This window comes from Mycolicibacterium frederiksbergense (genome assembly GCF_012223425.1).
Lineage (GTDB): Bacteria > Actinomycetota > Actinomycetes > Mycobacteriales > Mycobacteriaceae > Mycobacterium > Mycobacterium frederiksbergense.
Map to the genome: position 1 here is coordinate 5,617,941 of NZ_CP038799.1, position 12,831 is coordinate 5,630,771.

Annotated in this window: 11 protein-coding genes; 6 read left to right on the top strand and 5 right to left on the bottom strand. The window is 63.7% G+C overall.

All coding sequences use genetic code 11. The annotated features are described in order from the left end of the window. Positions 1-11: 11 nt before the first annotated feature. The gene (locus EXE63_RS30190; RefSeq protein ID WP_168144997.1) at positions 12-956 is read left to right on the top strand and encodes a hypothetical protein; all 945 of its coding nucleotides are present in this window, start codon (positions 12-14) and stop codon (positions 954-956) included. A 21-nt stretch (positions 957-977) separates the two neighbouring features. On the opposite strand, the gene dnaE is transcribed toward EXE63_RS30190, so the two are convergent. Next, positions 978-4,514: a DNA polymerase III subunit alpha gene (gene dnaE, locus EXE63_RS30195; protein WP_168144998.1), complete on the bottom strand. Its 3,537-nt coding sequence runs from the start codon at positions 4,512-4,514 to the stop codon at positions 978-980. An 86-nt stretch (positions 4,515-4,600) separates the two neighbouring features. Beyond that, positions 4,601-5,320, bottom strand: coding sequence for a glycosyltransferase (locus EXE63_RS30200; RefSeq protein WP_168144999.1), 720 nt, complete (start codon positions 5,318-5,320; stop codon positions 4,601-4,603). Between the two features lie 164 nt (positions 5,321-5,484). Here EXE63_RS30200 and EXE63_RS30205 point away from each other — a divergent pair, with 164 nt between their 5' ends. From EXE63_RS30205 to EXE63_RS30215, 3 genes are read left to right on the top strand one after another with little or no spacing between them, the layout of a single operon-like run. After that, the gene (locus EXE63_RS30205; protein ID WP_168145000.1) at positions 5,485-6,417 is read left to right on the top strand and encodes an efflux ABC transporter ATPase subunit, DrrA-related; all 933 of its coding nucleotides are present in this window, start codon (positions 5,485-5,487) and stop codon (positions 6,415-6,417) included. Beyond that, complete coding sequence (locus tag EXE63_RS30210) at positions 6,414-7,151, top strand: ABC transporter permease (protein WP_168145001.1); 738 nt, start codon at positions 6,414-6,416, stop codon at positions 7,149-7,151. Before EXE63_RS30205 ends, EXE63_RS30210 begins: the two co-directional genes overlap by 4 nt. Continuing rightward, entirely contained in the window at positions 7,148-7,957 is an 810-nt protein-coding gene (locus tag EXE63_RS30215; protein ID WP_168145002.1) for an ABC transporter permease, read from the top strand. Before EXE63_RS30210 ends, EXE63_RS30215 begins: the two co-directional genes overlap by 4 nt. 32 nt (positions 7,958-7,989) lie before the next feature. On the opposite strand, the gene EXE63_RS30220 is transcribed toward EXE63_RS30215, so the two are convergent. Both EXE63_RS30220 and EXE63_RS30225 read right to left on the bottom strand, forming a co-directional pair. Then, entirely contained in the window at positions 7,990-9,291 is a 1,302-nt protein-coding gene (locus tag EXE63_RS30220; protein ID WP_168145003.1) for a UDP-glucose dehydrogenase family protein, read from the bottom strand. Between the two features lie 223 nt (positions 9,292-9,514). Next, positions 9,515-10,435 (bottom strand): glycosyltransferase family 2 protein, encoded by a 921-nt coding sequence (locus tag EXE63_RS30225; RefSeq protein WP_168145004.1) that lies wholly within the window; start codon positions 10,433-10,435, stop codon positions 9,515-9,517. Between the two features lie 291 nt (positions 10,436-10,726). On the opposite strand from EXE63_RS30225, the gene EXE63_RS30230 reads away from it, so the two are divergent. Beyond that, a complete protein-coding gene (locus EXE63_RS30230) occupies positions 10,727-11,314 on the top strand; it encodes a glycosyltransferase family 2 protein (protein ID WP_168145005.1) in 588 nt (195 codons plus the stop codon). A 74-nt stretch (positions 11,315-11,388) separates the two neighbouring features. On the opposite strand, the gene EXE63_RS30235 is transcribed toward EXE63_RS30230, so the two are convergent. Beyond that, positions 11,389-12,551 (bottom strand): IS3 family transposase gene (locus EXE63_RS30235; protein ID WP_168145006.1). Its coding sequence is split into 2 segments (ribosomal slippage): positions 11,389-12,264 and positions 12,267-12,551, totalling 1,161 coding nucleotides; the frame shifts between segments, so codons are not numbered across the junction. A 57-nt stretch (positions 12,552-12,608) separates the two neighbouring features. Between EXE63_RS30235 and EXE63_RS30240 the strand changes: the two genes are divergently transcribed. Continuing rightward, entirely contained in the window at positions 12,609-12,827 is a 219-nt protein-coding gene (locus EXE63_RS30240) for a glycosyltransferase family 2 protein (RefSeq protein ID WP_210000145.1), read from the top strand. Positions 12,828-12,831: the final 4 nt, after the last annotated feature.

The following is a 12,831-nucleotide window of genomic DNA, read 5'->3' on the forward strand; positions in this document are numbered from 1 at the left end:
GCGGCAAAGCTATGGTGGCGCACCTGTCCGGCTTTGCGATCTGCTCGATAACCGGTCACATTCGAATCCAGTCGCCGATTCAGCAAATCCACCGAGAAGCCACCTCCCATCAGCGAGCAACGCTGGATACCGAAGATGCCGCAGTCCATCGAAATCGATTGGCGTGCTGGCAACTTGGTGGGATTGTGACAACGCCGCCGTGCCAGCGCATCGCCAAGACGCCTGCGGGCACTCGTGTTACCTTCGTGTCGCCATACCGCTACGACCCGGGGGACGCCGTGCTTGATCGTGAATATCTCGAATATCTCGAGTTGTCGATACGACGCCGGTTCTCCGGTATCACCATCCCCGACGCTGCCTGGTTCGGTGGCGACAAAGCCAACCAGTGGTTCCTGGACGCCATCAAGAACTGCACCCGGTACCTGGAGTTCGGGACCGGTGGATCCACCTATCTGGCGGCCAAGAATGGCGTCGAATTCGTGGCAGTCGACTCGGACAGGGCCTTCCTGAACGCGGTCAACAAGAAGATCGTCGACGCAGGATTCTTCAATCCGAGCACGCAGACCTACCGTTACGCGGACATCGGAAAGACCGGCTTCCTGGGATTCCCCGTGCACTGGGAAAAGGCGAATCCGGCGAGGCTCGAGCAGTTCCGCCGGTACTCCGACCCGCCGGCGGAGTGCTCAAGAGGCGAGAACGTGCCGGATCTGGTCCTTGTCGACGGGCGCTTTCGTGTTGCCTGCGCATTGAAGGCCCTGCGCATGTTGCAGGGCCGGCAGAACTGGACGCTCGCCATCGATGATTACGTCCCCCGTGACCGCTACCACGTGGTCGCCGAATTCGCTGAGATCGATGAGTTCGTCTCGGACCGGATCGCCGTCATCCACTCCACCAAGAACTTCAGCCAGGACGACATCGACGCGCGCATCCGAGAATACGAAACCGTGCCTGCCTGAGGCGCAACCGAGTTCGGAAACTCAGCCGCCCAGACAACCGGGGCCGAGCAGTGCCTTGAGGTCACCCATCAGCGCCGACGACGGTGTGACCCGCAAGGACTGATCGAGCTCCAAGGTGGTGATGCGCTCACCGCTGATGAGTCGCAGATGCACCTGCGAGGTTCCCGGGTGGCGCGCCAGCACCTGCTTGAGTGCGGTCACCTTGTCCACCGTGCACTGCCGCGTAGGCAGGCTGACAGCCACGGGACGGTCACCCTGGGCGTTCGAGAAGTCCGGCACGATGAGGTCATTGGCGATCAACGAGATCCGGTCATCCCGGATGGCCACCTTGGCACCCACCAGCACCACCGCGTCATCGGCGATATCGGCACCGAACGCCGTGTAGGTCTGCGGAAAGAACAGCACCTCGATCCCACCGGTGAGATCTTCCAATTGGGCTGAGGCCCAGGGCAACCCGTTCTTGTTGACGCGGCGGTTCACCGAGGCGAGGATGCCGCCGATGCGCACCTGGGTGTCGTTGGGGATATCGCCTTCCAGGATCGCCGGGATCTGGGTATCGACCTGAGCGGCCAGCAGATGCGCCACCCCGTCCAGCGGATGGCCGGACACATACAGCCCCAGCATCTCCCGCTCCAGGGCGAGCTTGTGCTTGTCGTCCCACTCCCCCTCGGGCACCGGGATGGTGAAGACCGACTCCATCCCGGAGTCGGCATCGCCGCCGCCGAACAGATCGAACTGGCCGATGGCCTCGGCCTTCTTGGTGCCCAGCACCGAGTCCACCGCGTCCGCGTGCACCAGGAACAGGCCCTTACGGGGGTGACCCAGCGAGTCAAAGGCGCCCGCCTTGACCAGTGATTCCGTCACCTTCTTGTTGCACGCGCCGATGTCGATCTTGTTGAGGTAGTCGGAAAAGTCGGTGTACTTACCCTTTTCGTTGCGCGCGTTGATGATCGACTGCACAACATTGGTGCCGACGTTGCGCACACCGCCCAGGCCGTACCGGATGTCCTGCCCGACCGAGGCGAAGTTGTGCACCGATTCGTTGACGTCCGGCGGCAGCACGGTGATCCCGAGCCGGCGGCAGTCCGACAGGTAGATCGCCGCCTTGTCCTTGTCATCGCCCACCGAGGTCAACAGACCTGCCATGTACTCGGCCTGATAGTTGGCCTTGAGATAGGCGGTCCAGAACGACACCAGGCCGTAGCCGGCGGCATGCGACTTGTTGAATGCGTATCCGGCGAACGGAAGAATGGTGTCCCACAAAGCTTTCACCGCGGCCTCGGAGAAACCGTTGGCGGTCATGCCCTCCTTGAAGCCCTTGTACTCGGCTTCCAGCACCTCAAGCTTCTTCTTGCCCATGGCCTTTCGCAGCGCATCGGCCTTACCCATCGAGTAGCCGGCGACTTTCTGGGCGATGAACATGATCTGCTCTTGGTAGACGATCAGACCGTAGGTCTCGGCCAGGATCTCCTTGAGCGGCTCTTCGAGCTCCGGGTGGATCGGTTTGATCGCCTGCCGGCCGTTCTTACGGTCGGCGTAGTCGTTGTGCGCGTTCATGCCCATCGGACCCGGGCGGTACAGCGCGAGCACCGCGACGATGTCGTTGAACCCGGTGGGCTGCATCCGGCGCAGCAGGTCACGCATCGGCCCGCCGTCGAGCTGGAAGACCCCCAGCGTGTCACCGCGGGACAACAGCTCATAGGTCGCCGGATCTTCCAGCGGAAGATGATCCATGTCCAGGTCGATACCGCGGTTGGCCTTGATGTTCTCCAGCGCATCACCGATCACGGTGAGGTTGCGCAGACCCAGGAAGTCCATCTTGAGCAGCCCGATGGCCTCACACGACGGGTAGTCCCATCCGGTGATGATGGCGCCGTCCTGGGGGCGCTTCCACAGCGGGATCGCGTCGACCAGCGGCTCGGAGCTCATGATCACCGCACAGGCGTGTACGCCGGCGTTGCGGACCAGGCCCTCCAGACCGCGGGCGGTCTCGTAGATGGTGCGGACATCGGGGTCGGTGTCCAGCAGGCCGCGCACCTCCGCGGCTTCCTTGTAGCGCTCATGCTTGGGGTCGGTGATACCCGAGAGCGGGATGTCCTTAGCCATGATCGGCGGCGGCAGCGCCTTGGTGATCCGATCGGCGATGGCGAAGCCGGGCTGGCCGTAGTTGACGCGGGCCGAGTCCTTGAGCGCGGCCTTGGTCTTGATGGTGCCGAAGGTGATGACCTGCGCGACGCGGTCACTGCCCCACTTGTCCGACGCGTAGCGCACCATCTCGCCGCGGCGACGATCGTCGAAGTCGATGTCGATATCGGGAGCCGACGGGCGTTCCGGGTTCAGGAACCGCTCGAACAGCAGCCCGTGCGGGATCGGGTCGATATTGGTGATGCCCATGGCATAGGCGACCAGCGAACCGGCCGCCGAGCCACGGCCCGGGCCGACCCGGATGTTCACCGACCGGGCGTAGTTGATGAGGTCGGCGACGATCAGGAAGTAGGCAGGAAAGCCCTTGTCGCAGATGACCTTGATCTCGTAGTCGGCACGGTCGTGATAGTCCTGTGTCGCCCCGCCGGGGAAGCGACGCAGCAGGCCCTCCTCGACCTCATGACGCAGCCAGGTCTCCTGGTTGTGACCTTCGGGTACCGGGAAGACCGGCATCCGGTCGCGCGGGGCCCACACATCGGCGTAGGACTGCACCCGTTCGCCGATCAGCAAGGTCGAGTCGCACGCTCCCGGCACCTGGCTGTCCCACAGCGCGCGCATGTCGGCGGCCGATTTGAGGTAGTAACCGTCACCGTCGAACTTGAACCGGGCCGGATCCGACAGTGTCTTACCGGTCTGGACACAGAGCAATGCCTCATGGGCGTGGGAGGCCTCCCGCGTCACGTAGTGGCAGTCGTTGGTGGCCAGCGGAGGGATGCCGAGCTTGCGGCCCACCTCCAGCAGTCCGTCCCGGACCCGGCGCTCGATCTCGATGCCGTGATCCATCAACTCCAGGAAAAAGTTCTCCTTGCCGAAGATCTCCTGCCACTTGGCGGCGGCGGCCACCGCTTCGTCAACGTGGCCCAGCCGCAGCCGGGTCTGCACCTCACCCGAGGGGCAGCCCGTCGTGGCGATGATGCCCTCGGCATGTTCGGCGATCAGTTCGGCGTCCATCCGCGACCACTTGCCGAGTTGACCCTCGAACGAGGCCATCGAGGACAGCTTGAACAGGTTGCGCAATCCGGTCGCGTTCTCGGCGACCATCGTCATGTGGGTGTAGGCACCGCTGCCGGAGACGTCGTCGCTCTTCTGGCTGCGATCCCCCCACAGCACACGCTTGGTGTCGAAGCGCGACCCGGGTGCGATGTACGCCTCGATGCCGATGATGGGTTTGATCCCGGCATCGGTGGCGACGTTGTAGAACTCGCTGGCACCGAACATGTTGCCGTGGTCGGTCATACCGATGGCCGGCATCTCCAGACGCTGTGCCTCGGCCACCATCGGTTTGACCTTCGCGGCACCGTCCAGCATCGAGTATTCGGTGTGGTTGTGCAGGTGCACGAACGAGGCGCTCATAGGGGAGCCAGTCTATTGGTGTACCCCGACAGGCTGTGCCCATCTCCGCGTGTCGCGATGCGTGTCGCCGCACACCGTCGAAAAGGTCAACGAACCTCGCGCCATTCCTTGCTCACCGACTTGCGGAACAGGAACACCGACACCGAGTTGGCGCCCCATTCGAGAACGAGCTTGCGCCAGCCGACGGCATGAGCGCGGCGGCCGGTGTGATAGACGGTCAAGCCGTTTTCGAACCGGGTCCTGCCCACCTTGGACAACCGGCGGAACAGATCCATGTCCTCGGCCGCGGTCAGGGTCGGGTTGAACCCGCCGACCCGCCGGAACTGATGCGCGGAGATCATCTGGAACTCACCACCGGAGCCGCCGATACCGAGCACGTTGTTCTGGAACCAGAACTGCAGACCCAACAGCGTGAACATCGCCGAGTCCGACCATGTGCGTTGGTCATCCAGCACCCGGTACTTCCCCGTCAGCGCCACCAGGCCGGGGCGGTCGCTGAACACCTCGAGCGCGGTGCCGAAGAAAGCGTTGACGTCCGGGATGATCACGTCGGCGTCGAGAAAGACCACATAGTCGCCCGTGGCTTCGGCTGCGCCCATGTTCCTGGCGAGTGCGATGGTCTGCCGCTCGGGGCGGTCGTAGACGATGACTTTGTCGGCATATTCGCGGCATAGCTCGATGGTGCCGTCGGTGCTGTTGCCGTCGGACACGATGATCTCGTGGGGTCCGGCATATCGAGTCAGATTCTGCAGTGTGGTCTCGATGGTCTTGATTTCGTTGAGCGTGGGAATGACGAAGGAAATCACGGTCAACTCCAGGGTGGGCGAACGCCCCGGTCGGACGGAACCGGAGCGGCTGGATCTGGGGCGATGGTACCGACTTCTCCCCACGCATGTTCGCCAACCGGTGTCATGAACGTTCACGTACGTCGCACAGACCACCGGCGCAAGCGTCTGTATCGTATGACTCCGTGATCGAGCTCATTAATGTCGCCAAGACTTTCGGCGGAGGTGTTCCCGCCTTACGTGACGTGAGCTTTTCGGTTCCGACCGGCTCGGTATGTGCTTTGCTGGGCCACAACGGCGCAGGGAAGACGACCACCGTCAACATACTTTCGACCCTGCTGAAGCCGTCGTCGGGAACCGCATCCGTCGCCGGCTATGACGTGGTCAAGGAGGCCGATCAGGTACGTCGCAGCATCGGCGTCACCGGCCAGGACGCCGCGCTGGATCTGCGGTTGTCGGGCCGGGACAACCTGGTCCTGTTCGGCCGGTTGCGGGGTCTGCGCCGTGCTGCGGCCCGGACCCGGGCCGACGAGCTCATCGACCAGTTCGATATGGGCCACGCGGCCGATCGCCAGGTCAGCGGCTATTCCGGCGGTATGCGGCGGCGGATCGACATCGCGGTCTCGCTGGTGGTGCCGCCCAAGGTGCTCTTCCTCGACGAACCGACCACCGGACTCGATCCGCGCAGCCGCCGCGACGTCTGGAATCTGGTCTCCTCGCTGAAGGCGCAGGACATCACGGTCCTGCTGACCACGCAGTACCTCGAGGAGGCCGACATCCTCAGTGACTCGATCGTCATCCTGAACCACGGTCAGATCGTCGCCAGCGGGACCTCCGATGAGCTCAAGCGCCAGATCGGTGGTAGTTACTGCCAGATGACGGCAGTGAACTCCGATGATCTGCCGCGGATCGCTGCAGCGCTCGCCGACTTCGACGAGGTTGAGGTGGATACCGACACGAGCACTGTTTCGGTACCCGCACCCCAGGGTGTGGCCACGCTTTCGGACGTCTTCCGGCGGATGGACGAGCTCGGCGTCGAACTCCTCGACATCTCGTTGCGCCGCCCGTCACTGGATGAGGTGTTCCTCCACCTCACCAATCCGGCCACCGCCCCGTGAACGCGCCTGCAATCCTCACCGCCCGCGTGCTCAGCCGTAACCGGGTGGATCTGATTTTCGCGGCAGTCGCACCGCTGCTGGGCCTCGTCGGCCTGACGTTCCTGCTGCGCGGTGTGATCGACACCGGCGAGATGAGCTACGCCCAGTATGTGCTGCCGGCCGTGGTGGTCCAGGCGATGCTGTTCGGTGCTCTCACGACCACTGACCGCGCCGCTCAAGAGAAGGCCAGCGGACTGGGTACCCGGTTGCGCACGCTGCCGATCTCCCAGTACTCGTCGCTGATCGCCAGAATGACCTACTGCCTCATCCGAGCTGCCGTCGCGATCGCCGCCTCGCTGCTCGCCGCGCTGGTGTTCGGGTTCACGTTCGACACCGGAATTGGTTACGCCGCAGCTTTTCTCGCCCTCTCACTGCTCTTGACTCTGGCATTGTCACTCGGCGCCGACGCCACCGGGACCAAGGCCGGGCGCACCGAAGTCGCCAGCCAGCTACTGATGGTGCCACAGCTTCTGCTGGTGCTGCTGTCGACCGGGGTGGCTCCGCTCGAGTCGTTCCCCAAGTGGCTGCAGCCGGCTGTGCAATATCAGCCGATATCGCAGATCACCGAAACGCTGCGAGGTTTTACCAGTGGTCACGTGAGCACCGCCAACCTGCTGACCAGCTTGGCCTGGTGCGTGGGGCTGCTCATCGTGTTCGGCTGGATCACGCTCCGGCTGCAGAGGCGAACCAAATGAGCAGGACAACCGATGTGAATGCACCGCAACAGCATTCGATTCTCACCGAGAGCTGGATCTTCGCCGGCCGGCTGTTCGCCCAGTGGCGACGCTATCCGACGGTTCCGCTGCAGTCCCTGCTGCTCCCCACCGTGCTACTGATCACCTACAGCCTGCTGGTCGGCAAGTCGATGGTCCGGCTGACCGGCAACAGCGGCCTGGATGTCCTCATCCCGGTGTGTGCGGTGGCGGGCGCACTGTCGGGTTCGGTGAGCGCGGGAATGACCATGCCGCACGACCGGGAGAGCGGTCTGCTGACCCGGCTGTGGGTGATGCCGGTGCACCGGGCCAGCGCGCTGACGGGCACGCTGCTCGCGGAGGGAATCCGCACCGTGGTCGGCTCGGTGTTGATCCTCGTGACCGGTTACGCGCTCGGGTTCCGCTTCGAGGGAAACATCGTTGGCCTGCTTGTCTATCTGTTGATACCGAGCCTCATCGTGGCCGTCTTCGCGATGGTCGTGGTGTCGCTGGCGCTGCGCGCCGAGGGCCGCACCATCCTGGCGTGGGTCGGTACCGGAAGCATGGGTTTGGCGTTCGCCGCCGTCATTCCGGTTGACAAGATTCCTGCCGCGCTGCGCCCGTTGGCCGAATATCAACCAGTGGCGCCGGCCATCGAGGCCATGCGGGCGCTGTCCCACGGCAGCACGGGGATCTGGGTGCCGCTTGCCGTCACCGTGGTGTGGATCATCGCCATCACCGCGGTCTTCGGTCCCATGGCAGTGCGCAACTACCGGCAGGCCGCCGAGACCGGCAAGGTCGGCGACTGAGGCTGCAATCGCCGACCGGAGCCCGCTCGTCGTCAGACGAGGTAGGTCCAGCCGTCCTTGATCCACCACTCCTTGTCCAGGCACATCCGGCCGTCGATGACGGTCTTCTTCCGCACGACCGCACTCAGGTCCGACGGGTTGATCTGCACGAACTCCGACCATTCGGTCAGCACCATGACCACATCGGCGTTGTCGCAGGCCTCGTGCACCGATGACGCGTAGGACAGCGTCGGGAAGACGGCCCGCGAGTTCTCTATCGCCTTCGGGTCGTACACCGTCACCGAGGCGCCCTGCAGTTGCAGTTGACCGGCCACGTTCAAGGCCGGCGAGTCCCTGACATCATCGGAGTCGGGTTTGAACGCCGCACCCAGGATGGCGATGTTGACGTTGAGCAGCGAACCGTCGCAGGCCTTTCGAGCGACGTCGACCATCCGGGTCCGGCGGCGCATGTTGACGTTGTCGACCTCACGCAGGAAGGTCAGCGCCTCCGAGGCGCCCAACTCGCCCGCGCGCGCCATGAAGGCGCGGATGTCCTTGGGTAGGCACCCGCCTCCGAAACCGATACCGGCATTGAGGAACCGGCGCCCGATACGCGCGTCGTACCCGATCGCATCGGCGACCGCTCGCACGTCTGCACCCACCACATCGCACACCTCGGCGATCGCGTTGATGAACGAGATCTTGGTCGCCAGAAAGGCATTGGCCGACACCTTGACCAGCTCCGCGGTCTCCGGATCCGTCACGATGAACGGGGTCTCGAGCTCGAGGATCTCGGCGTAGACCTCTCGGGTCAGCGTCTCGGCGCGGCCACCTTCGTGGCGGCCCAAGACGATCCGGTCCGGCCGCACGGTGTCCTGCACTGCATAACCTTCGCGCAGGAACTCCGGATTCCACGCGATCTCGATCTTCGCGTCCTGCGCCAATCCGTCGACACGCTCGATGAGCTTGGCGCACGTCCCCACCGGCACCGTCGACTTGCCCAGGATCACGACATCGCGGCGGACCAGTGGCGCGAGGTTGTCCACCACTGCCTCGACATAACGCAAATCGGCGGCCGACTCCCCCTTCTTCTGCGGGGTGCCGACGGCGATGAAATACAGTTCGCCCCATTCGGCGGCGACGGCATAGTCGTTGGTGATGGTCAGCTTGCCCGACTCCAGATGCTTGCGGAGCAGGTCTTCCAGTCCTGGTTCATAGAACGGCACCTCGCCGATTTCCAGCTTGGCGATCCTTTTGGGGTCGACCTCGACGCCGAGCACCTCGTGGCCCAATTCGGCCATACACACAGCGTGCGTCAGGCCGAGATAGCCCAATCCGAAAACCGTCAGCCGCACGCCGCAATCTCCTTTTTCGTACCGAGTTCGATTCGCCTGGATCACCAGCTCGGAGGACCCGCCAGACGGCACCAAGGCTACGTCATCGCCTGCCAACCCGCGCCGGCCTCTGCCGCCCCGAGTTCCGAGTGCAGCCATGGATACTCCGACGGCAACGGCTTCTTCTCATGCGATGCTGACATGCCGCTGAATGCTCCGTGAACACCGCGAGTGCGCCGACGGTTCAGACCGACTTCGACGTGTTCCCCACGTCGAGCAGACCATACGCTTGCGGCGGCTCGAACTGGGACGTCCTGAGCTTCGCCTGGATGTACCCGAGCTGGAATGCCGTGTCGATTCCGAGCCGCGCGATCCACTCGACCGGTGTCGCCCGCCGCACCCCGCGCCGCCGATTCAGCTCGGATTTGATCCTCGCGATCATCGACTCGTTCAGTCCGAACGGTGCTGGCGAGTAGTCGCCGTACACCCAGCGCAGGTAGACGGTACTGCCCCCGTATCGCTTGAATTGGCTGGCCAGACTTCGCATGGACGAGCGCGGTTCCCACTCCATCAATATGCGACGGTCCACGCCCATCACACCGAGCGACTGTTCCTGGATACGCCAGCAGATGTCGGCATCACCACCGCTGCGCATCGCCCGGAATCCACCCACCGCCGCGAATGCCTGTCGGTCGATGCCCAGATTCGCCGTCGGGAAGTAATCGGGCCGTCCGGGCACCCCGACCGCGCCGTGCAAGCTGATGGGCTGTTTCAGTTCGGCCACCCGCGCCGCCAAGCTCGGACCCGATCGCGTCCACACCCCCGTGCAGGACAACACTGTGTTGGGCTCGCGCTGCAGCGCGCGGTGCGCCTCGAGCAGGCCTGGAAGAGGGCGGCAGCGCCCGTCCATGAACAACAAGACGTCGGCCTTCGAGCGACTGGCGGCGATCTGTCTGGCGTAGTACGGGCCTTTGCTCTCACCGAGGGTGATCACTTCGGCACCCAGTCCGGTCGCGACCTTGCCGGTGTCGTCGGTCGACGCATCGTCCACGATCACGATGCGATCCCCGGCGGCTCGTTGACTGATCAGCGGCGTCAACACCTCGGGGAGCATCCCGGCCATGTTCTGGACCGGAATGACGACATCGATCGATTTATCTGACATTCAGCCTCCTCGTTCGGCGGCACCGAGCGACCGTCTCGTTTGGGGCGTTGACCACCGCTACACCGTAAGCCACATCGATGGTCCTGATCCGGTCAACATCATCTCCCACCTGCGGCTCCGCCTCCGCATGGCCTTGTCTCACAGGCCTTTCTGACGTGATCCTCACCACCATCTCAGCCGCAGCGGGCAACGTAGACCACACGTGCAGCGCATGCACGGCTACTCTCGAAATCAAGGACTTACCCCCCACAGCTTGAACATTTGTGCGACGAAAGCGACACAGCAACCAAGATGAACACCACAACGCCGGTAATCGCGGCCATCCCCAACTACAACATGGGTCACCATCTCCGCAAACTGCTGCCGCAGGTACTCGCACAGGGTTATGACCGGGTCTACGTCATGGATGACGGATCCACCGATGACAGCGTCGCGATCGTCAAGGAGTTCGACGGTGACGTCCAGCTCGTCGAGGCGCGCGAGAACCAGGGCTGCACGGCGAACCGCAATCAGGTGCTCAAGGTGCTCGACGGTGACGAGCTGATCCACTTCATCGACGCCGATATGGACCTGGCCACCGACAACATCGCTCATGTCGCCCGCGAGCTGGCGGCGCGCTACGCCGATCAAGGCGTCGGAGCAATCGGCGGACTGGTCAGCCGCGCCGACGGAAGCCAGGAGCCCTATAATTTCGGGCCGGCGTTCACGCTGCAGACACACCTCACGGGTATTCCGCCGGTGCTCGACCGGGTCCGCGAACGGCCAAAGCTCGCACGCGCCATCCAGCACACTGTGCGGCCGGTCGTGAAGAACTACCCAATGTCCTGGACGAGGCCGCGCCCCAGCAGACGTTCTGGCTGCACGAGGGCAACATGCTGATCTACGCCGACGTCTACGAGTCACTCGGTGGCTACGACATCAGGGTCTGCTGCACGATCAGGTGACAGTTGCGGTCACGCGGCCTGACTGGCCGGTGTGGTCATGATTGCTTCGAATTCGATCGGGGTCAACCGCCCGAGACCCGCCTGGCGCCGGCGACGATGATAGGTCCGTTCGATCCAGGTGACGATCGCGATCCGCAGCTCCTCGCGGGTGTCCCAGCGGCGACGATCGAGCACGTTCTTCTGCAGCAGACTAAAGAAGCTCTCCATGGCCGCGTTGTCGCCGGCTGCGCCGACACGGCCCATCGATCCGACCATCTCGAAGCGGCCCAGAGCATGCACGAATCTCCTTGACCTGAACTGAGATCCGCGATCGGAATGCAGAATGCATCCGGCCACCTCGCCGCGGCGTGCCACCGCGTTGCTCAAGGCCGTGGTCGCTAACCGGGACTTCATTCGGGAGTCGATCGAGTACCCGACGATGCGGTTGGAGTACACGTCCTTGATCGCACACAGATAGAGCTTGCCTTCACCGGTGCGATGCTCGGTGATATCGCTGAGCCACAACTGATTTGGACCGCCAGCGGTGAAGTCACGCTCGACAAGATCATCGTGCACCGGCGGACCGACCTTGCCGTTCTTGCCGCGTTTCTTACCGAACACACTCCACAATCGATTCTGCGAGCAGATCCGCCAGGCGGTGCGCTCAGCCATCGGCTCGCCGACATCGCGGGCCTCTTGGACCAGGTAGCGGTACCCGAACTCCGGGTCGTCCTTGTGGGCGTCGAACAGGGCGTTGGCGCGGTAGGCCTCGATCATCTCGGCGTCGGTGATCGGCTGGGCCAGCCAGCGGTAGTACGGCTGGCGGGCGAGCTTGAGTACCCGGCACGTCACCGCGACGGGGATCCCGTCGGCGGCGAGCTCACTTACGAGCGGGTAGATCCTTTTCCCGGCAGGTTGGCCTGCGACAGATAGGCCGCCGCGCGGCGCAGGACCTCGTTCTCCTGCTCCAACAACCGATTCCGGCGGCGCAGCTCCCGTAACTCAGCCGAATCGCTGGTGCTCTTGCCGGGCTTGGCACCTTCATCGATATCGGCTTGGCGCATCCACTTGTGCAGCGTCATCGGGTGCACACCGAAATCAGTGGCGATGTGCTCGATCGTCACGCCGTCGTCGCGGTTGCGGGCCACACGGACGACATCATCGCGGAACTCTCGGGGGTAGGGCCTGGGCACACTGACATCCTTCCAGCTCACCCGTTCCGGGCAAGCCAACTCAGATGTCACCTATTCGTGCAGCAGACCCTCAACATGCGCAATCACGGTGCCCAGGATCTGGCGATCCGCCTGGAGAAGAAGGGCATCAAGCGATGGTTCGACCCCAGTATCGAGGTCGTCCACCATTACATCGATGTCCGCGGCAAGAAGCGCAAGAAGCAGCAGTACGAATCACTGCGTTATCTGGTGGGCAAGCACGGCATCAAGCCGTGGGTCACCGGCTCGTACCGCTGAACCC